A 23,482-nucleotide genomic window follows, 5' to 3' on the forward strand; every position below is an offset into this window, starting at 1 on the left:
CTGAATTTATCAGTGCTTCCCTTACTTCAGCCAGTCAAGATGTGCCTCGACCTGACCTTCCGTATTTTCGCTGGCTTCCGCCTTTTCTGACTGATGCTCGTCCACATACTTCTTGATATCAGCAGCTTCTGCATCGCGCTTTGCCTTGGTGATCGAAAGCGAAATGCGCTTGCGCTTCGTATCAATACGGAGCACCTTGACCGTGACAATATCGCCCGTGTGAACAGCCTCATCCGCACGTTCAATGCGCTTCTCGGCAAGTTCGCCCATCGGAATGAGACCGTCAAAGCCAGGCTCGATCTCCATAAATGCACCGAAGTCCGTCAGCTTGATGATCTTTCCTTCGATGAAGTCGCCCTCGGCATACTGTTCTGCCTTCTCCACCCAAGGATCCGGAAGCGTATCCTTTACAGAGAGAGAGATGCGCTTTGCATCACGATCAACGCTCTTGACAAAGACATCGAGCTGTTGACCAACCTCAAGCACCTCAGATGGATGCTTGACGCGGTGCCATGCAAGATCAGAGATGTGAGCAAGCCCATCCACGCCGCCGATATCGATGAACGCACCGTAGTCGACAAGGCGCTTGACTGTACCACGCACAATCTGCTCCGGCTCAATTGCCGAGAACACAGCCTCTTCCTTCTCCGCGCGGTCGCGCTCGAGAAGTCTGCGGCGCGATAGGACAAGACGACGTTTCTGAACATCGATCTCGATGATCTCTGCCTCAACCGTCTGGTCGACATAGACTGCGAGATCCTTGACAAAGTGGAGTTCCATCTGGGATGCGGGAATGAAGCCGCGCAGACCCATGACGTACGCGACAAGACCGCCCTTGACCTCTTTTGCGATCTTCGCCTCGACGGTCTCGCCCTTCTCTTTAATCTCCTCGATGTCCTTCCAAGCTGCCATCTTATCTGCCTCGACCTTGGACAGGCTACCGCCATTGTCACCGCCGAGGGACTTGATGTAGACATCGATCTTATCGCCGACCTTCACGACATCGCGTGCATCGTCCGGCGCAGGAACGGCAAGATCCCTCTTAGAGACAGGAATCTCCTGCTTGTAGCCAATATCCACATACGCCTCGTCACGGGATACCTGTACGACAACCCCTTTGACAACGGTACGCTCCTGAATATCGGGCATATCTTCCTGTTCCAAAAGTTCTTTCATGCTCTGCTCTGACACTGTTTATAAACCTCCTTGATAATCCAGTCCGGTGTAGAAGCACCGGCTGTAATACCAATTTTATTAACATCTTTAATCCAATCGTCCTGCAGTTCTTCCACAGTCTCGATGTGATATGTTTTACACTTTGTGGCGCATAACTGGGCAAGCCGCGTTGTATTCGCACTATTCTTGCCGCCGATGACAAGCATCACGTCCACCTTCTCGGCAAGATCCAATGCCGCTGCCTGGCGCAGATCCGTCGCCGTGCATATGGTGCGTAGAATCTTGATCTCACGTGACTTTTCCAAAAGACAGGACACGATGCTCCGAAAGCGATCTCCCGAAAATGTCGTCTGTGAAACGATCCCAAGCTTTCCGATGCGCGGGAGTGCGTTTGCCTCCGCCTCGGTCTCGATAATATAGGCGTCCTGTGCCGTCCATTCGAAGATACTCTTGACCTCCGGATGGTTCTTCTCTCCGACGATTACAACTGTATAGCCTTCCTCGGATAACAGTTTTGCCGAAAGCTGCGCCTTTTTGACGTGCGGACACGTCGCATCCACGAGTTCTAAACCGCGTGACTCCGCCTCCTCATACACCTTTGGTCCCACCCCGTGCGAGCGGATGATGATGAGTCCATCGTCCATCTCCTCGAGGGAGCCGACGGTGCCAACGCCCTCATTTTTCAGGCGCTCCACCATCTGCGGATTATGAATGATCGGACCAAGCGTACTGGAAGAGCCATCCGAGGAGGCATTCTGTCGGGCGATCTCAATGGCGCGCTTCACACCATAGCAGAAGCCCAAATGTTCAGCTAAGATAACCTCCATAGACCTCACCAAAGCGTATATTGATTCTCAATAAATCCACATATACAGAATCCTATCCACACAATCTGTAGAACAGTATAACACGCCAATCTCTTACGCGCAAATAAAAAATTTATTTTCTCTTACAAATGCCAGCCGCCAACCAAAATTTTTGCTGCCAAAAGTGAAAGAAGACCGAGCAATACGCTCAAGACGATGTAGAGAACGCCGACGGCAAAACAACCATCCTCAATCAGAGCCAACGTCTCAAGAGAGAATGTCGAAAATGTTGTGAAGCCGCCGCAGATCCCCGTCTGCAAAAAGAGAACAAGGCGCGGGTCAATGTCGCTGTGCTTTCCAACCATGGCGACAATCAGACCGATAGCGAAGCATCCAATCACATTGACAGCAAATGTACCAAGGGGAAATCCACTCCCCATCTTCGGAATCATCTGCCCGAAGAGATAGCGGCAGACGGCTCCAATCGCTCCACCAATCCCCACGGCAAGGAGATTCATCGCGCCTCCCCCGTGCGCAAATGAGACGTATCGTTCATAAGTGTGACAACGGCAAAGCCATCGTCCTCAAAGCGAATCTTATTGACCGCCGTATTGAGCTGGGATACATGCCAGATGGAACGAATCGGCATGAAGAGGATGTCGGCGAGCAGAATGCGGATGGACGCTCCATGTGAGACGATAATGATACGTTTCCCGCGCTGCTCAAGGACGATCTCACGTACACGCCCTGCTACGCGCTTTTGAAAGTCCGGAAACGGCTCGCTGTTCGGAATATCGACACGTTCCGGATCACTGTAAAAGCGCTTCATCGCATCCGGAGATTCCGTATTGACATCCTGAAAATTACGTCCCTCCCATGCCCCGAAATTGAGTTCGCGCAGCAGTGGGTCGGGCATAACCGTCAAACCGAACCGTTTGGCAAGAGGTGTCGCTGTCTCGATTGCACGCGTGAGGTCGCTCGCATAGATGGCATCCGCGTGATCGAGCACGAGATTCCGTCCGAGCGCCTCTGCCTGTGCGCGCCCTTCCTCCGAAAGCGGTACATCCGAATGTCCCTGAAAGCGCCCCGTCTTATTCCACTCCGTCTCCCCATGACGAATGATGATGATTTCTGTCATATTCCCCTTCCCTTTCTAAAATTACGATCGAATCTCGCAGATAACTCCGCCGGAAATCAGGCGTGCTGTCTGCATATAGTGATACACTTCTGTGAATTCTGCAGCAAGTTCTTTCGTACGCTGCTCCACATCCGCCGCGCGCATATCCGATGCCCAGAGTACGCCGACCACGGTACCGCTGTGTGCCACAAGCGTGCCAAGCGCACCCTTTCCCTGTACGGACGCAATAAACTCATCGAGGTGCGGCTTCTCAAGATGTTTTTGATTCAGCCGCGCACTCTCCGTCGCTGCCTGCCCCAGTAGCACTTCCTGCGGTTGACCTTGCATTCGAAACGCCTGATCCACTGTATCAAGCAGCTGCCGATACACGGCGTCCTGACTGCCGCTGTTTCCTTTACTCTTATAATACGCGATCGTGTCAACCGTTCCCCCTACGTCGAAGATGGAGATGGCAAGGAGCGGAACATTCCTATATTGTCCAAAGAGTTCACCCGTCGTGTGGCTCACATGAGAAAGCCCCGCAAAGGCAATGCCGTCGCTCGGCTCAATCGCAATCGCAATGTCCATGAGCTCACGTCCCGTGAGTTCTCGGCCGAATGCGCGCGCAACAGCGTAGGACACCGCTGCAATATCGGCACTGGAGGATGCCATCCCCTTGCCCCGCGGAATCTGTGATTCCAGACGGATGCCAAAGGGGAAATTCTGCCTTCCAATGAGAGAAAGTGTCCGTTTCATCGCCTCCTCAGCCTTTTCTCCCAATCCATGTATCCCCGTAAATTGATCCGAGACCGTTGCTGTCGCATACGTACTGATGGGTGCAGTCACAAGAAACGGCGTTCCATCGAGGACACCTTCCACAAGCTCGCCGCAGGATGCCGGCGCTTTTGCAATTATTTCCATAAAAGCCCCCAAAAAAGCCCCCACACATTCGGATGGGTTGACGCAATTGAAAATACCGCGAGCACAAGTGTCTCTGTGAGCACGGTCGCCGCACCGTAGACATCGCCCGTCACACCGCCGAGACTCTTCGTCATTGCGCGGCAAAAGAGAAGTGCAAAGATTGTGCCAAGGATGAGTGCGATGGTCGCGAGAAATCCAATTGGAACGACGAGCACAGCCGTTGTGACGGCGGCGATCACAACGGTCCTCCGATCCGCCATATCCGCAAATGTTTTCCCTACCCCGTCCTTGCGGGCATAGGGAAAACAGGATACTGCGAGCACCATCGCCATCCTGCCGATGATCGGCATAACAAAGAGCGCAGGCAGGAGGAGGTACGGAGTCATATCATGAAGCAGTGCAAATTGCAAAATCATGAGCATGACAAAGGAAACAACACCAAACGATCCCACACGGCTGTCTTTCATGATCTCAAGCTTGCGTTCCCGCTCCCGTCCCGAGAGGACGCCATCCGCCGTATCCATAAAGCCGTCCGCGTGAAGTCCGCCCGTCAAAACGAGCTGCAAAATGAGAAGCAGTGCTGCTATCACTGCGCTCATCCCAAAGAATATACCGCTAAAAATGAGAAGCCACGCGGCAATTGCATAGCAGATACCGAGGACGAGACCGACCAACGGAAAAAAACGCGTACTCCGTCCGAAGTCCTCCGCCGTCCAAACAGTCTGCCGTACAATATGAATCCGTGTGAGAAATTGAAGTCCAATCAGAAAGGAGTTCATGAAACGCCTCTATAGTAAAGAAAAAACAGGTAGTAAAAAAGCAGAAAGAGCACGGTCGCCGTATACATGAGACGGATTGCCCCAAGGATATGCTTTGCCGAAATATCCATATGCGCGTCCCCCATGTAGGCGCGGAAATGCCGCTCTCCGAAATAGTAGTTCACACCACCGAGTCGAATGTGCAGCGCTCCTGCAACAGGAGCCTCCGCATATCCGCCGTTCGGACTCGGATGTCCTGCAGCATCGCGTACAAGGATGTTCAGCGCATTACGCCCGTCATAACCGAGGAGAAACGCCGCCATCACGAAAAGCATACCCGTGATGCGTGCAGGTACGAAGTTCAGAATATCGTCTACGCGTGCCGCCATGCGGCCAAAGTAAAGATAGCGCTCATTCTTATACCCGAGCATGGAGTCCATTGTATTCGCCGCGCGATAGAGCACGGCAAGTGGGGCTCCGCCGAACGCAAAGAAGAAGAGCGGCGCAATCACGCCGTCCACAGTATTCTCCGCCACGGTCTCAATCGTCGCACGCGCCGCATCTGCCTCATCGAGCTGCGCTGTATCGCGCCCGACAATATACCCAACGTGCTCGCGTGCCGCCGCAAGATCCCCTTTGATGAGGAGTGCATGGATGTCCTGTCCTGCCTTTGCGAGCATACGCGGTGAAATGCAGAAATAGAGCAGGATCGCACTGACGATATCCACTCCCCATGCTACAGGAAGCGCGCGTGCCGCTAGCAAAAGTCCCTCCGCAAACGTATAAGAGATGCTGAGCACGAGCAGTGTAAGGAGTGCCCCCATTGCAAATTTTCGCTGATCGCTTCCGTTTATGGGATAAAGCAATTTTTCAAAACACGAGATCAGTCGACCAAGTACGGCAACGGGGTGCCACCGCGACTGCGGGTCACCGAGGACAGTATCGAGGAAGAATGCCGCCATAGCGATAAGCGAGGCAGGAATCATCTGCTCCCCTCCATAATCGCCCGCAGCTTGTCCATATCAATGCTCGCACGCACCGTTTCCGCGAGGCGATCATAGGCGCGCTCCTTCGCTTCGCGATAGCGATGCTGCACGGACGTTTCTTCCCAGCCACGCCGTACACGCAGACGGTTGAGCAGATCGCGCCGAAAGTTGTCGTCATCAAAGACACCGTGAATATATGTGCCCATAACAAGCCCATCTGCCGAAACCGCGCCATCAGGAACATCGATCGCAGTTCCGCCTGCCGAAATAATGTGAAACGGACGATGAACGTCCTCGACGAAGCACGTTTCTCCCATATGGATCTCATAGCCTTGGAGATTCACTCCCGAAATCTGTGTGCCGAGAAATGAAAGCTCTGCCGATGCCGTGACTTGCCGCAGACGTTTATGTGCGGCAAAGGTCGTTTCAATTGGCAGATAGCCGAAGCCCGCTGTTTCATCATATTCCGACTCCGTATGAAGCGGATCGCGCACAACTCTGCCGAGCATCTGATAGCCGCCGCAGATACCAAAGAGCGGCGTTCCATCCTTCACACGCTCCCGAATTGCCGCTTCAATCCCCGTTTCACGAATGTAGAGCAGATCCTCCGTCGTATTCTTCGAGCCGGGCAGGAGGATGAAATCGGGCGCTCCGAGTTCTGCGGGCGTCGTCACATAGTAGAGCGCGACATCAGGTTCGTTCGCCAAGGCATCAAAATCCGTAAAATTCGATAGCTTTGGCGTGCGGATAACGGCAATGCGCAGTTGATCACCGCGCGCAGAGGCATCCCCGTAGTGCTTTTCATCAAGCGACACGGAGTCCTCCTCGTCAATGCCTAGCTGCTCAATATGCGGCACAACACCGAGCACGGACTTTCCCGTCTTTTCCTCAAGGAAATCAAGCGCGGGTGTCAGCAGGGTCACATCACCGCGAAATTTATTGATGACGAGACCCTTGACAAGCGCGCGCTCCTCCTCATCGAGAAGTTCAAGTGTCCCTACAAGGGAAGCAAGCGCACCGCCGCGATCGATATCGGCGATGAGCAGGACGGGTGCACGCAGATGTTTTGCGACACGCATATTCACAATATCGTTTGCCTTGAGATTGATCTCGGCGGGACTGCCCGCCCCCTCAATCACAAGCAGATCGTATTCCGCTTGGAGACGGTCAAGAGCTTCCTCGACTGCCCCCCACGCTTTGAGCGAATAGCCCTTGTGATATTCACGCGCACTCATGTTGCCGACCGGCTCGCCCATGATGACAACCTGCGACTGTGAATTCCCCGTCGGCTTTAGGAGCACAGGGTTCATATCGACCATCGGCGCAAGCCCTGCCGCCTCTGCCTGTGCGACCTGCGCACGTCCCATCTCGTAACCGTCCAGTGTAACATAGGAGTTCAGTGCCATATTCTGCGCCTTGAACGGCACAACACGCCGCCCCTCCTGATGGAAGATACGGCAAAGCGCCGTCGTGAGAATGCTCTTTCCCACATGGGAGCTCGTTCCCATCAGCATAATGCTCTTTGCCATCAGATCGCCTCCGCAATTTTCTTGATATTCACGGGAATCCCACAGGTGACAAGATAGACCTCGATGGCACTCCGCGCGATCTGTTGATTCGCAAGACCCGCCATATCCCGGTAGAGGCGTCCGAGGCGATGCTCAGGGACAATGCCTGACCCCACCTCGTTCGTGACAAAGATCGTAGTCGCAGGCACTTCCTCAGCCGCGTGAATCAGTGCCCCGATCCGCTCCTCGACATGGAGCACAAAGGAATCGCGTTCCTGCTCCTCCTCGGGATATTGGAGCATATCATTGCTCAGGAACATCGTAATGCAGTCAAAGAGAATTACACCACAAGACTGCCCCGCCGCATAAATTGCATGCTCTGTGTCAAACGGAGACTCATAGGTCACCCAATCCGCAGGGCGGCGCGACTGATGAAGATCGACACGCATCTGCATTTCCTCGTCGTAGACCTGCGCCGTTGCGATATAGGCGACTCGCGTTTCACGTTGCGCAGCACAGTGCGCGGCATAGCGTTCGGCAAATGCGGATTTGCCCGAACGGACGCCGCCCGTAACCAAAATTATCTGCCCCATCTGCGGCACGCCTCCACAAAGTAACCTGCGGCAGCTTGACAGCCTGCAAAATGCAGGTGCAGATAGCTTCCAAGCACATTTTTATAGATGCAGCCCGCTACGTACTGCGCTCCGTTGCGCAACTTCGTAAACATAAACGGGCGCACAAGCTCAGCCGTATCATTCGTTTCTTCCACCGAAAAATGGAACTCATGTCCATGCAGGATTAGCCCTGCAGAGCCAAGGATGGTATCCGCCATCTGCTCCGCCTCCACATAGCCCACCATCTGCAATTTCTCCGTCATGCGTGCGCGAACGGGAAATATGCCCACCATCTCATGCTCTGTGCCGATAAAATCAACGAGTGACTGCATCAGATACATATAGCCGCCGCATTCGGCGCAGATGGGCATTCCATCCTCTGCCGCACGGTGAATGGAAGCACGCATGGATAGGTTCGCAGTAAGCGCCTCCGCAAACATCTCCGGGAAGCCGCCGCCGATGATGATACCATCGACATCGGGCAATGCCTCATCATGCAGGGGGCTGAAAGCCACGATCTCCGCTCCGTGCGCCTCAAGTTCTGCGAGGCTTGCCGCATAGTAAAAGGAGAACGCCTCGTCGCGTGCGACACCGATGCGTACGGGAACAAATTTTTCCGCGTTCCTGCTCTCTGTGATCGAAAGCGGTGTGGCACTCTTGGCAAGTTCCAGAATCCCGTCCAGATCCAGCCCCGTCTCCACACGCTCCCCCACGGCACGGATCATCGCCGCTGCCGCATGTTCCTCCACCGGAGTCAGCCCGAGATGGCGCTCAGGGAGTGAAAGCGCAGGGTCACGGCGAAGCGCCCCATAGACGCGCAGGTCAATGCCCGTCATCGCCTCACGAATCATCTCTTCGTGCGTCCCACTACCGAGGCGGTTGAGGAGTACGCCCGCAAGATTGATGTCGTGGTCATAGACACGGAAGCCAAGCGCTGTCGCCGCCGCTGATGCCCCAACCGACTTTGCGTCGATCACGAGGAGGACGGGCGCACCGAGCGCCTTTGCGATCGCGGCGGTCGAACTGATGCCGCGCCGTCCGCCGTCATAGAGCCCCATGACTCCCTCGATGACGGCAATATCCGCGCCCGCGCATTCGCGTGCAAAGATCTCCGTCAGACGTGCCTCAGGCACAAGCCATGTATCGAGGTTATGCCCTGTGCGCCCGCTCGCAAGCCTATGATAGCCGAGATCAATGTAATCCGGTCCAACCTTGAACGACTGCACCGTAAGTCCTCGTGCGCGAAGTGCGGCGAGAAGCCCTGTGACGAGTGTCGTCTTGCCGCCGCCCGATTGCGTCGCCGAAACGACAATGCGGGGAATATTCCACTGCATGTTTTCTCCTCAGGGACGCGTATTGTCGATCAGATACATGAGCGCGTTGATCGCCGCTGCCGCGATTGGACTACCGCCCTTTGTGCCCTCTACGGTAATGTATGGAACGATCCCATGCGCAGCAAGCGCTGCCTTAGACTCCGCCGCACCGACAAATCCGACGGGAATGCCAACGATGCACGCGGGACGAATCCCCTCCTCACGTACGAGGCGAAGCACCTCAAAGAGCGCCGTAGGCGCGTTGCCAATGGCAACAATGCTACCGTTGAGAGCCTTGCCAAACTGACGCATGGCAACCATCGCGCGTGTAATGCCCAATTCTTTCGCTCGAACGGCGACATCAGGATCTGCAACCAGACAGTGCACCTCGCCGCCGAACGAGGCAAGTTTTTTCTTGTTGATGCCCGTACGCACCATCTCGACATCCGTATAGATATGTGCACCCGCCTTCAGCGCCTCGATGGCGCGATCAATCGCCTCCGGATGTACGCGCGTGATCGGTGCATAGCCGACATCACCGGAGGCATGAATCAGGCGCGAGTAGAGTTTCGTCGCGCGCTCATCCAGATCCAGATCCTCCAGATGGGGTGCAATCAGTTCCATGCTACGGTTCTCGATCGCCATTGGTTCCTTGATAAAATCCATGGAAAACTCCGATTTCTACGATTCCGTCACAGAATCGACAAATTGCTTCACTTCTTCATACGTATGCGCCAGATGCGGATAATCCAGTACAGGGCGATCAATCACGACAACAGGAAGGCCGAGATCTGCCGCCGCCTGAAATTTTGCGTCCGTTCCACCGATCGCCCCACTGTTCTTCGTTATGACGACATCTGCCTCGTATTTCTCGTACATGGCGCGGTTGAGTTCACGCGAAAAAGGCCCCTGCATCGCGATGATCTGTGCAGGGGTCAGTCCCAGCCCCTCGCAGAGTGCAATCACCTCTGCCGTTGGGAGGACACGCGCGATCAGTGTGCAGTCTACAAGCGGCTTCGCCTTCACAAAGCGTTCCAGATTGCGGCTTCCCGTCGTCAGAAATACATTTTTCCCAAAATGCGCCGCAGCCTCTGCTGCCTTCTCATAGGAGTGCACGAGATGTACATTCTCATAGGAGATGTCCGTAAGATCGCGCTCAAAGCGGATATAGGGGATCTCCGCTGCCGCACATGCCGTCATGGCGTTGCGCGAAACATTAACTGCATAAGGATGCGTCGCGTCTACGAAGATGCGGATGCCGTGCTCCGCAAAAAAATCGTGCAGACCTTCTTCATCAAGAGGCTTATCATTGATGACAAGGCGACCGTTCCCGTCTTTCTGCTGTTCCGCAAGAAGCTGCTGTCCGTAGGAGCTGACCACCGACGCAGCCACATCATAACCCGCCGCACAGAGGCGGCGCACAATTTCGCGTCCGTCCTGCGTACCTGCCGCCGTGAATATCAAAGCCCCGGCTCCCTCTTCTGATAGCCGCGCGGCGTAATCATCCAGTCTCCGACTTTCTTCGTCTTGGAATTGCCGATGATGACGATTGAGAACATATTGATATCCTCTTTTGTAAATTCACCAAGTGTCGAGATCAGCGTCGCCTCATTTGTACGGCTTGCCTCCGTCACAATACCGACGGGCGTTTCCGGTACTCGATAGCGCAGGAAGGTCTCCTGCACGGCGTTGATCTGCCCCACGCGCTTGTTGCTGCGCGGATTATAGAGCGCCGTGACAAAGTCCCCCTTTGCCGCAAATTCGGCACGTTCCTGAATGATCTCCCACGGCGTGAGCAGGTCGGACAAACTGATAACGACAAAGTCATGCATAATGGGCGCGCCGAGAAGCCCTGCTGCCGCACTCATTGCCGAAACGCCTGGGATGACACCGCCGAACTCGGGCTTCTCCGAGTCATCCATCTTCACAAGCAGTTCAAGGACGAGCCCTGCCATGCCATAGATGCCGGCATCACCGCTCGAGATGACGACAACATTTTCTCCTGCGGATGCCTCCTTGAGTGCCGCACGGCAGCGATCGATCTCCTGCGTCATGCCCGTATCAAGTACCGTTTTCCCATCGATCAGCTCTGCAATCAGATCCACATAGCGCTTGTAACCAACTACCGTCGTCGCCTCTTCGATCGTGCGCCGCGCACGATAGGTCATATCATCCAAACTTCCGGGACCGATGCCTACAACACTTATTTTTCCCATAGGAGTGCCACCGTCACTTTCTCAAATGCTGTTTTTCCAAGCGCCATGCGCCCGCCTGCTTCTCCTGCCGCACAGAGCGCCGCCGCTTCGGATACATTCCCGACGCCGATCGTCTGCCGGACAAAATCGGACTCCGTGAGTCCGTATCGTTCAATCATCGCTGCGATTTCCTCGTTTGGATAGAAACGGATCTCGCGTCCGAGGGTTTCTGCCGCCGCCAACAAGCCGCGCTCGTCGCGCTTAACCACGGTGCTCGCAAGGATGTCAATGGCGGACGGCTCACGTCCAATCATGCAACAAGCCTCCGTCAGCGCGCGTAGGATCTTCGCCTCGGTCACACCCGCACGGCAGCCGACACCCGCAATCAGGCGGCGCGGCGTAAGGTAGAGCGTACGCGGCTCATGCTCGTTCGGAACATCTTTGGCTCGCATGATAATAACGCGATATTCATTCACTCCTACGGGCGGTATCTCTCCCCGAAAGAGTCGCGCTTGTATGTCCTGTGCGTGCAGCTGTGCTTCATAGAACGGCGCTTGCTGCAGATCGCTCGCAATATAATACGCGATTTCCTGTCCCGCGAGGAGAGCCGTATTGAGCACCTGTATCGCGGACTTCGGAACGGGACGCAGAGCAAGACGCCCTGCCATCACATCGGGCGCGAGAACACCCGTCACATCTGTCGCCGTCGTTATGACGGGATCGGCGTTGACCGCCGCACACAATTTTCGCGTGAGTTCGTTTGCACCACCGATATGCCCTGAGAGCAGGCTGATGCCGTGTTGTCCCGCCTCGTCAAAGACAAGCACCGCTGGATCGTACAGCTTGCTCTGCACATAGGGCGCGAGCATGCGCACAACAATTCCTGTCGCCATCACACAGATCATGGCATCATAGCGTGTAAACGTCGTCTTTATAACATCCGCAAGATGTGTAAAGTACACAATATCGTGATCTTCCGAAATACTGCCGCACAGACGCTCGGGCAGATATATCGTACCGCCGCCCTCGACTGCCTCAGAGAGACGGGCAGAAAGCTGTGCGCCGCCCACTGTCAGCGCAAGAAGCGCCGTTCTCACGATTTTGCGTCCCGGAACATATGCGAGAACCCAGGTGCATAGAGCTTCGAGAGATCATATTTTGTATCAAGGCAGTCCCCGACTACAATCATCGCTGTACGATCGATCTCATCCTCCTTGACCTGCTTGGCAATCGTCGCAAGCGTGCCGCGCAGAATCTTCTGTTCCGGCCATGTCGCACGCTGCACAATCGCGATCGGCGTTGACTCCTCGTAGCCGCCCGCAATCATCTCCGCCGCAACCTCCTCGATCATCGCAATGGAGAGGAAGATGCACATCGTCGCATGATGTGCGGCAAGACTGCGGAGTTTCTCGCGCTCCGGCACGGGTGTACGCCCTTCGTTGCGCGTGATGATGACCGTCTGAGAGATGCCGGGCAGTGTATACTCCTGCCGTAGCGCCGCCGCCGTGCCGAGAAAGGAACTCACGCCGGGCACGACATCATAGTCGAAGCCACGTTTCTTCCATGCATCCATCTGCTCCTGAATGGCCCCGTAGATCGCGGGATCACCCGTATGCAGACGCACGGTCATCTTTCCCTCGGATTCTGCACGCGCTATTGTTTCTACAACCTCATCCAATGTCATATGTGCCGAGTTGTGAATTTCTGCATCATCCCTACACATATCGAGAAGCGCAGGATTGACAAGCGAGCCGGCATAGATGACGACATCCGCCTCCGCGAGATAGCGTGCGCCCTTCACGGTAATGAGTTCGGGATCACCGGGCCCCGCACCGACAATATGGATCATATAGATTCCTCACTTTCGCTGTGCTGTAATGATGTAGATCGGATTGAGCGCCTTTGCCATATCATAGGGACCGACACGCTCCAGTCGACTGATCTGCACCTGTATCGCTTCGTAGGTATAGCGATCCGCATGTGTATGAAAATAATCCAGACATGCCGCAACCGTCTGCACCGTGATCGCGTTCGCCACAATGCGGCCATTGAGGCGCAGTCGCTCTCCGATGATATCCAAGATATCCGAAAGCTTTCGTCCGCTGCCGCCGATCAGAGCCACATCCAGTTCGGGCAGTCCCGCCAGTGCATCCGGTGCCGCCCCATCTATGACCGTGATATTCTCAACGCCAAAACGCTTTGCATTCTCCGCAATCAGTCCGATGCCCTCGGGATTCTTTTCAATCGCATAGACATGCCCCGCAGGAGCAAGCCGTGCCGCCTCAATGGAGAGAGAACCAGTACCCGCACCGACATCGCAGATAACCGCATTATGTGCAATCTGCGCCTTGGCAATCGTGAGGATGCGAATTTCCTCCTTCGTCATTGGCACCTTGCCGCGCACAAATTCCTCGTCCTTTATTCCAAGATTCATATAGTCTCCTCATGTGCACAGACAACGATGACGCCGTGCCCAATGCCCTTGTCATCCTTTGCCGCACCCAATGTCGTCGTTAAAATATGTTCATCCGCATACGAAAGCCGCGTGCAGACATACATGGCATCCTCATCCCGCCATCCGCACGCAAGAAGACGTGCGGCAATCGTCTGCGAGTTGTTGCGCCCATCCGTCAACATGCCAAGCACGACGCCCGGTGCGCGGAGAAGTTCCTCAGCCTGCGGTTCACGCCCATGAAAGCTGAGGAGGCGCGCAGAATGCCACGGCAAAGCCAGCCGTGCAAACGCAAGCTGAAATGAGCTGATCCCAGGCACGACCTCAATCCGTTCAATAGGAAACGTACGCCGCAGGGCATCGAGCAGGGAGTAATAACCGGGGTCGCCTGAGACCATGACAACCACATCATCTGCTGCAAGGCTGTCCTTGATAAATGTGAGAACGGCCGAAACATCCGCACCGATGGCACACGCCCGCGCTCCGTTATGGGAATAATCCGCTAGTGCACGCTTTCCTCCGACAATGATACGTGCATTCTCTATTATTTTCTGTGCTTTTGGCAACAGATAAGCGGGATCCCCCGGGCCTATGCCGACCACGATAATCTTATGACTCACTGCTCAAGTCTCCATCCATAGGTATGCGCAAAGGAATGTGCCCGCGCATCCGCGCCGAGAATATCCCCCGCAAAATTCACCATCAGTGCACCGACCTGAACCTTACCGAAAAGATAGCGCTCCGCACGGATGTGCACGCGCTCCGCAACAACGGCACAGACACGCTCCATCAGACCGGCAGCAGCGATGATCTCCATCGCGTCCTCCGTCGTATTCGCCGCGAGGACGGCACGCACGTCATCCTGTACCAGTCCCTCTGCTGCCGCATAGGCGGCAAGTGTTTCAAGGCGCGCATCTGCAATGCGGTTGTGTGTATGAAAGACACCCGCTGCCATCTTCACGAGCTTGCCTGTATGTCCGAGGATGAGGATGCGCTCTGCCCCACGCTCTGCCGCACGATCGAGCATAAAGCCCATGAAATTGCTCGTCTCGATGAGTGCAGTCTTCGGTACGCCAAGCGAAAGCGCAATCTTCTCGCCAATCTTTCCGGGTACGAATACGAGCACAGGCTCACCTGATGCGAGCGCCACGTCAATCTGCGGCACGAGCGAGTCCTTGAACGCCTCCTCCGACATCGGACGGAGCACGCCCGTCGTCCCGATCACGGAGATCCCGCCCTCGATGCCGAGCACGGGGTTGAGGGTTTTCTTTGCAAGCTCCACGCCTGCAGGTATGGCGATCGTCACACATGCGCCGAAATCCGCACGTCCCGTCATCTCCGCGATCACATTGCGAATCAACGTGCGCGGGCCCTCATTGATCGACGGCTCACCGACAGGGAGGCTCATTCCACGCTTTGTCACCGTGCCGACCCCCTCGCCCGCACGGAATTCAATCCCCGCCATATCCCGCAGTACAACCGTCGTAAACACGGAAACACCGTTCGTGATATCCGGATCGTCGCCCGAGAACTTCACCACCTCAGCGCGGATGCCCTCTGGGGTTTCTGCAACGTCCTTCACAGGAATCGTCAGGGGTGTCCCATCGAGTGCCGTCAATTCGACCGTACGCCAATCCGCACCCGCCTGAAAGAGAAACGCCGCCTTGACGCCTGCCGCCGCACATGCTCCCGTCGTATAACCGCTGCGCAGTTCCTTTGCCATAATCACCTCACAAATGACAGAAAAACAGAATTATTATACCATTCCTTGGGATAAATGAAAAGAGAGCACCGTGCTTTTCACACGATACTCCCCAAATACATCTCAGGGAATCGCTGATAAAATAGACCCTCAGATTGGCGCAGATTTTTTCGTCCGAACAAGGAGGCAAACCGGACGCATAGCCAAAGCTATGTGGAGGATTTGCAGGCGTTGTGCGGGCAAAAAAGATGCGCTAAGATGGCGTGACTGAATTTATCAGTGCTTCCCTCAGATATGACGATAGAGTCCGATGACCTTGCCGAGAATCTGTACATCTGTTTCGTAAAAGGGCTCCATCGAGTCATTCTCCGGCTGCAGTCGAATACACGTCTTCTCACGAAAGAAACGTTTCACCGTCGCGGATTCGCCATCGATCAGCGCCACGACAATGTCCCCATTGTTCGCCGTTGGCTGTTGGCGCACGAGCACGAAGTCCCCGTCGAAGATACCGACGTTGATCATGCTGTCTCCCTGGATACGCAGCATGAACACATCTTCTGCCGTACCGATCAGCCCACGCGGGAAGGAGAATACCTCCTCCACGTTCTGCTCTGCGAGGATCGGCTCCCCCGCCGTCACCGTTCCGACAAGCGGCACGGGAATCGTGCGGCCCCACGGATTCTCGCCCATGATGTCGATCGCGCGCGGCTTCGTCGCATCCCGTCGGATCGCGCCGTTCTCCTCGAGCATGGCGAGATAGCGGTGCACCGTCGAGCTGGACTTCAGCCCGACCGCAGTTCCGATCTCACGCACCGAGGGCGGATATCCCTTCTCCACCAAAAAATCTTTGATATACTGCAAAATTTCGGATTGGCGCCGTGTGGATATTCTGGTTTTCTTCACGGTTATACCCCCTGACAGGATCATACGCATATAGTTTTTTATATCATATCATATATACGTTCTAAAAAAAAGAGGGTTGCACAAAAAATTCTCAATTTGTATCAAATTTTTGTTCCGCATCGTGGAGAATGCCATCGCGGCGCTCCTTTGAGGCAACGAAATAATCGTGCACTGCCTGCCGATCACCTGCTTCTACTGCGGTAATAACCTCACTGAGGATCGTCTGCAGCTGACGCAGGGAATCTGCAATCGGTTTCTCATTCGTCATGCAGATGTCCGCCCACATGTCCGCATTGGATGAAGCAATGCGCGTTGTGTCCTTGAATCCACCGCCGATGAGCTTGAGACAGGAGTCCAGATCATCGCCGCTGCGATTGAGCAGCGTGACGAGTGCCGCTGCCGCCAGATGCGGCACATGACTGATGACTGCTGCACAGCGGTCATGCTGCTCCAGATCGAGCGTCGTAAAATTCGCGCGCGTATGGCACAGAACTGCCATCAGTCGCTCCTTGACCTCCTGCGGCACCGCCGGGTCATCGATGATGACATATGCCTTGTTGACAAAGAGATCCTTCGTTGCCGCCTCTACACCGCTCTTCTCACGTCCCGTCATGGGATGCCCCGGCACATAGTATATATGCGGGGGCAAAATCCGATGCAGAGCCTCGTAGACATAGCCCTTCGTACTGCCCGCATCCGTCAGAATCGTGCCCTCTTTCAAATATGGCAGAATCCTCTCCACCATCGGTACGATCTGCAAAACCGGCGGACTAAGATAGACGATATCCGCATCTCCGACCACAGCTGCAAGATCCGATGAGGCATGGTCCACCGCGCCGCAGTCTATCGCGGCGCGCATGGATGCCTCCGAACGACAGAGCCCCGTAATATAGATGCCATCGCCGAGTGCCGCCTTGAGGCAAAGTCCGAGCGATCCGCCGATGAGCCCCACACCGATGATGGCAAGCTTCGTGCGGCTCATGCACGCCGCCCGACGGCAGGCGCAATCTGGCGCACCTCATCCATCAGCATCTCAAAATTGCGCGGGACAAGACTCTGATCCCCATCCGAAAGAGCCACCTCCGGATGGCAGTGCACCTCGATGATGAGACCGTCTGCCCCAACCGCAACGGAAGCACGCGCCAAGGGGCGCACCATCTGCCAACGGCCTGTGCCGTGACTTGGATCGGCAATGACAGGGAAATGAGTCAATTCCTTCAGTGCTGCCACAGCGTTGAGATCCATCGTATTGCGTGTAAATGTTTCATAGGTACGGATCCCGCGTTCACAGAAGATGATATTGCCGTTCCCACCTGCAGCAATGTATTCGGCCGCATTCAGCCATTCACTGATGGTCGCGGAGAGTCCGCGCTTGAAGAGCACGGGTGTCTGTACTTTTCCAAGAGCCTTGAGCATTTGGAAATTCTGCATATTGCGCGCTCCGACCTGCAGGAGATCAGCGTACTCCGACACGAGTTCAATATCGTCCTTGTCTACGACCTCAGTTACTACGCGCAAACCGGTTCTATCACCCACATCGCGAAGAATCTTCAGCCCCTCAAGGCCGAGCCCCTGAAAGTCATAGGGACTCGTACGAGGTTTGAATGCGCCTCCACGCAGAAATTGAGCGCCTGCTTCCTTGACCTTGACCGCAACATCGTAGAGTTGATCATAGCTCTCCACAGAGCAGGGTCCCGCCATGATGGCGAGCTGCTCACCGCCAACGGGGAACCCTGCCACGTCCACAATCGTATTCGATGGATGGAAGTCACGGCTGACCAGCTTGTACTTTTCTGTAATACGAACCGTTTTCTCAACTCCCTCCATCATATTCATCTCAAGACCCGCGATAATCTTCTTATCGCCGATTACACCGATGATGAAGCGATCCTCACCCTTTGAGAGGTGCGTACGGAGTCCTGCCTGTTCGATCTTTGCAGTGACCTGATCGATATTCGCCTGTGTGGCTCTGGGATTCATAACAACAATCATAATGCGCCTCCATCATACCTTGATCATAGCGATCTCATCACAGTTCGGATATTTCGGACAGTCAATGCACTCTTTCCAAACCTTCTGCGGCAGTTCCTCCCGACTGATGCGGATAAAGCCAAGTTTTCGAAAAAAATCCGGCTTATAGGTAAGCGTGAACACCTTCTCAATCCCAAGTACATCGCCCTCATTGAGGAGCAGCTGCACAATCTCCGCGCCAATTCCCTGGCGCGTATGTTCGGGAGCAATCGCCATCATGCGTACCTCGGCGAGCCGATCCCACATGATATGCAGAGCTCCGACGCCGATCACACGCCCCTCTTCCTCTGCCACAACCATGTCGCGCAGATTCTCGTAGAGTGTGTTGCGCGAACGCGGAAGCATTTCGCCTTGTGCCGCATAGATATTCACAAGTCCATAGATGGACTCGATGTCATCAAATCGCGCCTTGCGATAAATCAAGCCTCCACGCTCCTTTCATTTATGCAGCACTGCTCGGACAGACCGGACTGAGCGGACAGTCGGCGCAGAGGGGTTTGCGCGCTTTGCAGAGCTGACGTCCATGGAGGATCAGCCAGTGATGCGCGTCGCTCCAATCATCGCGCGGAATCGCCTTTTGCAGTCCCTTCTCCACCTCGAGCGGTGTTTTGCCGACCGCAAGACGCAGGCGGTTCGCCACGCGAAACACATGCGTATCGACCGCAATCGCAGGTGCATGAAAGGCGACGCTCATCACAACATTTGCTGTCTTGCGTCCGACTCCGGGGAGTCTTTGCAGCGCCTCGAAGTCCGCCGGAACCTCTCCACCGTATTCCTGCAATAGGATATCACAGGTTTCGAGAATATGCTTTGCCTTCATGCGGAAGAACCCGCAGTCGTGAATCGCCTTCTCGAGCTCTGTCTGCCCGAGCGCGGCAATCGCCTCGGGCGTATTCGCACGCGGAAAGAGTCGGCTCGTTACGATGTTCACGCGCACATCCGTACACTGCGCCGAGAGGATCACCGCGATGAGGAGCTCGAACGGTGTCTTGAATTCCAGTGCCGGCTTCGCATTGGGATAGAGTGTGCGGAGAATGCGGAGCTGCTCGGCTTTGATGGCTTTCGTTACTCTCATATCAGTTCGTCAGCGACCTCGTCGGCGCAGGGATCCGACCGCCGCGCGCAATGAATGCCGCCGAACTGAAACTACTGCGCACGGGTACAATCGGCGAATAGCCGAGGAGGCCACCGAATGATACACCCTCGCCGACCTTCTTGCCCGGCACGGGGATCACACGCACCGCCGTCGTCTTGTTGTTCACCATGCCGATCGCCGCCTCATCCGCAATGATCGCGGAAATCGTCGCGGCGGGCGTATCGCCCTCGATTGCGATCATATCGAGACCAACCGAGCAGACGCAGGTCATCGCCTCGAGTTTTTCAATCGAGAGGCTGCCACGCTCCACCGCGTCAATCATGCCCTCATCCTCACTGACGGGGATGAATGCGCCCGAAAGGCCGCCGACATGCGAGCTCGCCATGAGCCCCCCCTTCTTAACTGCATCGTTGAGGAGGGCAAGCGCCGCCGTCGTCCCCGGCGCACCGCACGCCTCGAGTCCCATCTCCTCAAGAATACGCGCCACACTGTCTCCGACCTCCGATGTCGGCGCAAGGGAGAGATCAATGATGCCGAACGGCACGCCAAGCCGCCGCGACGCCTCGCGTGCAACGAGCTGCCCCACGCGTGTTATCTTGAACGCCGTGCGCTTGATCGTCTCTGCAATCTCCGTAAAGTCCGCGCCCTTCAGGTCCTCAAGCGCATGTTTCACGACGCCTGGACCGCTGACTCCGACATTGATGACGCGATCGCCCTCGGCAACGCCGTGGAACGCCCCCGCCATAAAGGGATTATCCCCCGGGGCGTTGCAGAACACGACGATCTTCGCACAGCCGATTGCCTCCTGCTCACGCGTCAGCTCCGCTGTCCGCTTGATTGTCTCGCCCATCTCACGCACAGCATCCATATTGATGCCCGCCTTCGTTGAGCCGATATTCACTGAGGAGCAGACAATATCGGTCGCCGCCATCGCCTGAGGAATCGAGTCAATGAGCACGCGGTCGCCATGTGTCATCCCCTTTTCGACCAGCGCGGAGAAACCGCCGATGAAGTTGACGCCGACCGCCTTCGCCGCACGGTCAAGCGCCTCCGCCACGGGCACAAATGAATCCGTCCGGCACGCGTCCGCCGCAATCGCGACCGGCGTGACGGAGATACGCTTGTTGATGATGGGAATGCCGAACTCTGTTTCGATGTCTTCACCCGTACGCACGAGGTACTCTGCCGAGCGCGTAATCTTCTCATACACGTTCTGACAGAACTTGTCGATATTTGGATGCGCACAGTCCCGCAGGGAGATCCCCATCGTGATCGTACGGACATCAAGACGGTTTTCCGTAATCATCCGATTGGTTTCACGGATGTCCTCAAAAGTAATCACTCTGCCGCTCCTCACTCAAATGCTGTGCATGACCTGAAAGATCTCTTGGTGCTGGAGCTTGATCTCAAGACCGCGCTCCTTCCCCTTCGTCCGCAGGAGCTCCTGCAAGTCCTTCAGGCGAATTTCCGCGTCATCCGGCATCTCCGCGATCATGACCATGTTGAAGAAACCATCCATGATATTCTGGTTCACATTCATGATATTCACACGCTGCTCCGCGAGAATCCCGCTCACCATCGCCACAATACCGACCTGATCCCGTCCGACAATCGTCACAACCAGCTTCATCGTCGTCACTCCTCATCGAAAAATAAGCATTCGCACAATTCCGGGCGAATACGGCATACATTTAGTTATAGCAGATATGAACGGTATATGCAAGGAGGTGACATACCAAGTTTTATAGCAAATCCGCGAGTTTAGCAATGACAAGGCTACACAAGAATAACAAAGATATTTTTACAGGTCTTAATTCAGTTCCTTAAAATGCTTCTTCAGAATTTGCTTCCCAATATAAATCCCGATCACGCCACCAAGGAATGCAATCCCCATGCCGGCAGCAAGGAAAATGCCCGTGCTGTGCTCGACGAACTTCTGAATTCGCTCCAGATCCATGCCAGCCTCCTGCCAGCGTGCCATCTCCTGCTCAAGGAAGAAGAGAATTGGAATTGCGCCGCCGAAGACGTATGCCGCCTGTATCAGCCCATAGCCCGCCGCGAGCACTGGAATGCGCTGTCCGACCTGCCGCACGAACACATCCACGATGAATGCGACCGCCGTCACCGAGCCGACGAACGGGACATACATCATCCCCGAGAATCCAGCGAACAACGCCGTGCTGATCGCGACAAAGAGCGTGATTGCGCCGAACTTCGGAATCTTCTTCACCACAAACAGGAACACTGTTCCGAGCAGCACACCGATGAGCGCAGGGCTCATCGCGTGCATTGCGGGCGATAGTAGCACCGTCAGCGCACCGATGCCGAGCACCAACACGCCGTACAGTGCCGAGAGTATACCAATCAGGACAAAGTCACTGATTTTCCAAGCATTCATTATGTTTTTCCTCCAATGTATCGTTATCTGATACGCTCACGAAAGAGTCGCTCAAGTGTGGCTGCGTCCCGCAGTGCAAAATCCTCTGCAATCCGCCCATCCTCGAGGAGAATCACGCGGTTGCACGAATTCATGATGAACTCGTAGTCATGCGTAATGATGATGGCGGCATTCTCCGCCCCTGTAAATTCATCAATAAGCGTGCAGACCGTCCGCATATTGGCATAGTCCAAACCACTCGTCGGCTCATCGAAAATGCCGATGCGCTTGTGCAGGAGACAGGCGGCGGCAATCACAAGCCGCTGCTTCTGCCCCATCGACAGCCGCATAGGATGCTCGTCAATCAGCGGCAGCAAACGGAACTGCGCAAGCACCGTACGAATGCGTGCATCGATGTCCTCCGCCTCCTCATTTCCAAGCAGGAGATCATTGTATAGGCTTGAGCCGAAGATCTGAAAATCCACATTCTGCATCACATAGCTGACCGCCGTATAGCGTTTGCGTGCGGCAAGGGGCTCCCCGCCAACAGAGAGACGACCGCGGCGCTCCCGCAGCAGCCCGCAGATGATTTTCGCGAGTGTACTCTTGCCGCAGCCGTTATGCCCGAGGAGCGCGATGCGATCGCCCGCACGCACAGAGAACGTGACATCGCGCAAGACATCCTGCCCGCGCACATAGTCAAACGAAATATGATCGAGTGCGAGCAATTCTTTCCCGCCATTCGTAGACGCAGAAAAATCAACTGCCGTCGTATGAAAGAGATCAAAACCGCGTATGCCGAACGCGTTCAGTTCCTCGTTATTGAGTGCATTCATCTCCGCACCGCAATAGCGGCGCACTATCGTCCCCTGCTCCATAATGATGAGTTGGTCGCATATGCCGTGCAGATAGTAGAGACGATGCTCCGCCACCACGATTGTATATCCTCGCTCCTTCAGTTCCTTAATCGTATGTCGAAGAAGTGCAATCGACGGATAGTCCAGATTTGCCGACGGCTCGTCCAGCAGGAGAATCTTGCACTCCAGCATCAGTGCCGAGGCAATCGCAATCTTCTGCTTCTCCCCGCCCGACAGCTCCGAGAACTTCCGTCCAAGAAAGCGCTCAAGCGAAAGTGTCTCCACGACAGAGCGCAGCCGCCGCTCTATCTCATCACGCGGCACACCGAAGTTTTCACAGCCAAACACGAGGTCAGACAGCACATCAAGCGTAAAGAACTGATTGTCGGGATTCTGGAACACCGTCGCCGCAATCCGCGAAATATCCCCAATGCGGAGATTCTGCACATCCTGTCCGGCGAGGAGAACCTTCCCCTCCGTTGTGCCCTCGTAGAAACCGGGGCAGAGACCATTGATGCGGCGCAGCAGCGTCGACTTCCCGCAGCCGCTCTCCCCCGCAATCACAATCACCTCGCCCGCCCCTGCCGTGCAGGAGTTCCCGTCGATGCTCCACTGCGCCCTGTCCTGATATTGAAAGCCTACATTCTGTAACTCAATCATAGCGCATACC

General features: G+C 55.3%; 27 protein-coding genes. All 27 read right to left on the reverse strand.

Annotated elements, in window-relative coordinates:
- Positions 1 to 21 precede the first annotated feature (21 nt).
- Entirely contained in the window at positions 22 to 1,176 is a 1,155-nt protein-coding gene (gene rpsA / locus HMPREF9081_RS07020) for a 30S ribosomal protein S1 (protein ID WP_006306418.1), read from the reverse strand.
- Positions 1,173 to 2,003, reverse strand: a complete 831-nt coding sequence (gene ispH / locus HMPREF9081_RS07025) for a 4-hydroxy-3-methylbut-2-enyl diphosphate reductase (protein ID WP_006306419.1) — start codon at positions 2,001 to 2,003, stop codon at positions 1,173 to 1,175. Before ispH ends, rpsA begins: the two co-directional genes overlap by 4 nt.
- A gap of 122 nt (positions 2,004 to 2,125) precedes the next feature.
- Positions 2,126 to 2,500 carry a fluoride efflux transporter CrcB gene (gene crcB, locus HMPREF9081_RS07030; protein ID WP_006306420.1) on the reverse strand — a complete coding sequence of 125 codons (375 nt, stop codon included), beginning with the start codon at positions 2,498 to 2,500 and terminating at the stop codon, positions 2,126 to 2,128.
- Positions 2,497 to 3,120: a histidine phosphatase family protein gene (locus tag HMPREF9081_RS07035; protein WP_006306421.1), complete on the reverse strand. Its 624-nt coding sequence runs from the start codon at positions 3,118 to 3,120 to the stop codon at positions 2,497 to 2,499. The genes crcB and HMPREF9081_RS07035 overlap by 4 nt, the downstream gene beginning before the upstream one ends.
- Positions 3,121 to 3,141: 21 nt before the next feature.
- Positions 3,142 to 4,020, reverse strand: a complete 879-nt coding sequence (locus HMPREF9081_RS07040; protein WP_006306422.1) for a GHMP family kinase ATP-binding protein — start codon at positions 4,018 to 4,020, stop codon at positions 3,142 to 3,144.
- Positions 4,011 to 4,799: an adenosylcobinamide-GDP ribazoletransferase gene (gene cobS, locus HMPREF9081_RS07045; protein WP_006306423.1), complete on the reverse strand. Its 789-nt coding sequence runs from the start codon at positions 4,797 to 4,799 to the stop codon at positions 4,011 to 4,013. Before cobS ends, HMPREF9081_RS07040 begins: the two co-directional genes overlap by 10 nt.
- Complete coding sequence (gene cbiB, locus HMPREF9081_RS07050; RefSeq protein WP_006306424.1) at positions 4,796 to 5,764, reverse strand: adenosylcobinamide-phosphate synthase CbiB; 969 nt, start codon at positions 5,762 to 5,764, stop codon at positions 4,796 to 4,798. The genes cobS and cbiB overlap by 4 nt, the downstream gene beginning before the upstream one ends.
- A complete protein-coding gene (locus tag HMPREF9081_RS07055; protein WP_006306425.1) occupies positions 5,761 to 7,293 on the reverse strand; it encodes a cobyric acid synthase in 1,533 nt (510 codons plus the stop codon). The genes cbiB and HMPREF9081_RS07055 overlap by 4 nt, the downstream gene beginning before the upstream one ends.
- The gene (cobU, locus tag HMPREF9081_RS07060) at positions 7,293 to 7,865 is read right to left on the reverse strand and encodes a bifunctional adenosylcobinamide kinase/adenosylcobinamide-phosphate guanylyltransferase (protein ID WP_006306426.1); all 573 of its coding nucleotides are present in this window, start codon (positions 7,863 to 7,865) and stop codon (positions 7,293 to 7,295) included. Before cobU ends, HMPREF9081_RS07055 begins: the two co-directional genes overlap by 1 nt.
- Positions 7,853 to 9,220 (reverse strand): cobyrinic acid a,c-diamide synthase CobB, encoded by a 1,368-nt coding sequence (locus HMPREF9081_RS07065; RefSeq protein ID WP_006306427.1) that lies wholly within the window; start codon positions 9,218 to 9,220, stop codon positions 7,853 to 7,855. The genes cobU and HMPREF9081_RS07065 overlap by 13 nt, the downstream gene beginning before the upstream one ends.
- 9 nt (positions 9,221 to 9,229) lie before the next feature.
- On the reverse strand, positions 9,230 to 9,865 hold the full coding sequence (locus HMPREF9081_RS07070) for a precorrin-8X methylmutase (RefSeq protein WP_006306428.1): 636 nt from the start codon (positions 9,863 to 9,865) through the stop codon (positions 9,230 to 9,232).
- Between the two features lie 15 nt (positions 9,866 to 9,880).
- Positions 9,881 to 10,663 (reverse strand): precorrin-6A reductase, encoded by a 783-nt coding sequence (gene cobK / locus HMPREF9081_RS07075; RefSeq protein WP_006306429.1) that lies wholly within the window; start codon positions 10,661 to 10,663, stop codon positions 9,881 to 9,883.
- The gene (gene cobJ, locus HMPREF9081_RS07080; RefSeq protein WP_006306430.1) at positions 10,660 to 11,415 is read right to left on the reverse strand and encodes a precorrin-3B C(17)-methyltransferase; all 756 of its coding nucleotides are present in this window, start codon (positions 11,413 to 11,415) and stop codon (positions 10,660 to 10,662) included. The genes cobK and cobJ overlap by 4 nt, the downstream gene beginning before the upstream one ends.
- A complete protein-coding gene (locus tag HMPREF9081_RS07085) occupies positions 11,403 to 12,491 on the reverse strand; it encodes a cobalt-precorrin 5A hydrolase (RefSeq protein ID WP_006306431.1) in 1,089 nt (362 codons plus the stop codon). Before HMPREF9081_RS07085 ends, cobJ begins: the two co-directional genes overlap by 13 nt.
- Positions 12,488 to 13,243 carry a precorrin-4 C(11)-methyltransferase gene (gene cobM, locus HMPREF9081_RS07090; protein WP_006306432.1) on the reverse strand — a complete coding sequence of 252 codons (756 nt, stop codon included), beginning with the start codon at positions 13,241 to 13,243 and terminating at the stop codon, positions 12,488 to 12,490. The genes HMPREF9081_RS07085 and cobM overlap by 4 nt, the downstream gene beginning before the upstream one ends.
- Before the next feature lie 9 nt (positions 13,244 to 13,252).
- Positions 13,253 to 13,828: a precorrin-6Y C5,15-methyltransferase (decarboxylating) subunit CbiT gene (gene cbiT, locus HMPREF9081_RS07095; RefSeq protein WP_006306433.1), complete on the reverse strand. Its 576-nt coding sequence runs from the start codon at positions 13,826 to 13,828 to the stop codon at positions 13,253 to 13,255.
- On the reverse strand, positions 13,825 to 14,466 hold the full coding sequence (cbiE, locus tag HMPREF9081_RS07100) for a precorrin-6y C5,15-methyltransferase (decarboxylating) subunit CbiE (RefSeq protein WP_006306434.1): 642 nt from the start codon (positions 14,464 to 14,466) through the stop codon (positions 13,825 to 13,827). Before cbiE ends, cbiT begins: the two co-directional genes overlap by 4 nt.
- Positions 14,463 to 15,569, reverse strand: a complete 1,107-nt coding sequence (cbiD, locus tag HMPREF9081_RS07105; RefSeq protein WP_006306435.1) for a cobalt-precorrin-5B (C(1))-methyltransferase CbiD — start codon at positions 15,567 to 15,569, stop codon at positions 14,463 to 14,465. Before cbiD ends, cbiE begins: the two co-directional genes overlap by 4 nt.
- 267 nt (positions 15,570 to 15,836) lie before the next feature.
- Positions 15,837 to 16,451, reverse strand: a complete 615-nt coding sequence (gene lexA, locus HMPREF9081_RS07110; RefSeq protein WP_040394738.1) for a transcriptional repressor LexA — start codon at positions 16,449 to 16,451, stop codon at positions 15,837 to 15,839.
- Between the two features lie 91 nt (positions 16,452 to 16,542).
- Positions 16,543 to 17,433 (reverse strand): prephenate dehydrogenase, encoded by an 891-nt coding sequence (locus HMPREF9081_RS07115; RefSeq protein ID WP_006306437.1) that lies wholly within the window; start codon positions 17,431 to 17,433, stop codon positions 16,543 to 16,545.
- Positions 17,430 to 18,443 (reverse strand): 3-deoxy-7-phosphoheptulonate synthase, encoded by a 1,014-nt coding sequence (aroF, locus tag HMPREF9081_RS07120; RefSeq protein WP_006306438.1) that lies wholly within the window; start codon positions 18,441 to 18,443, stop codon positions 17,430 to 17,432. Before aroF ends, HMPREF9081_RS07115 begins: the two co-directional genes overlap by 4 nt.
- Before the next feature lie 12 nt (positions 18,444 to 18,455).
- Positions 18,456 to 18,905: an N-acetyltransferase gene (locus HMPREF9081_RS07125; protein ID WP_006306439.1), complete on the reverse strand. Its 450-nt coding sequence runs from the start codon at positions 18,903 to 18,905 to the stop codon at positions 18,456 to 18,458.
- A gap of 19 nt (positions 18,906 to 18,924) precedes the next feature.
- Positions 18,925 to 19,557, reverse strand: a complete 633-nt coding sequence (gene nth, locus HMPREF9081_RS07130) for an endonuclease III (RefSeq protein WP_006306440.1) — start codon at positions 19,555 to 19,557, stop codon at positions 18,925 to 18,927.
- A 1-nt stretch (position 19,558) separates the two neighbouring features.
- The gene (locus HMPREF9081_RS07135; protein WP_040394742.1) at positions 19,559 to 20,920 is read right to left on the reverse strand and encodes a PFL family protein; all 1,362 of its coding nucleotides are present in this window, start codon (positions 20,918 to 20,920) and stop codon (positions 19,559 to 19,561) included.
- Positions 20,921 to 20,935: 15 nt separating this feature from the next.
- The gene (locus tag HMPREF9081_RS07140; protein WP_006306442.1) at positions 20,936 to 21,208 is read right to left on the reverse strand and encodes an ACT domain-containing protein; all 273 of its coding nucleotides are present in this window, start codon (positions 21,206 to 21,208) and stop codon (positions 20,936 to 20,938) included.
- A gap of 180 nt (positions 21,209 to 21,388) precedes the next feature.
- Entirely contained in the window at positions 21,389 to 21,976 is a 588-nt protein-coding gene (locus tag HMPREF9081_RS07145) for an MptD family putative ECF transporter S component (protein ID WP_006306443.1), read from the reverse strand.
- A 23-nt stretch (positions 21,977 to 21,999) separates the two neighbouring features.
- The gene (locus tag HMPREF9081_RS07150) at positions 22,000 to 23,472 is read right to left on the reverse strand and encodes an ABC transporter ATP-binding protein (RefSeq protein WP_006306444.1); all 1,473 of its coding nucleotides are present in this window, start codon (positions 23,470 to 23,472) and stop codon (positions 22,000 to 22,002) included.
- Positions 23,473 to 23,482: the final 10 nt, after the last annotated feature.

This window comes from Centipeda periodontii DSM 2778 (assembly GCF_000213975.1).
In the GTDB taxonomy this organism is placed as follows: Bacteria; Bacillota; Negativicutes; order Selenomonadales; family Selenomonadaceae; genus Centipeda; species Centipeda periodontii.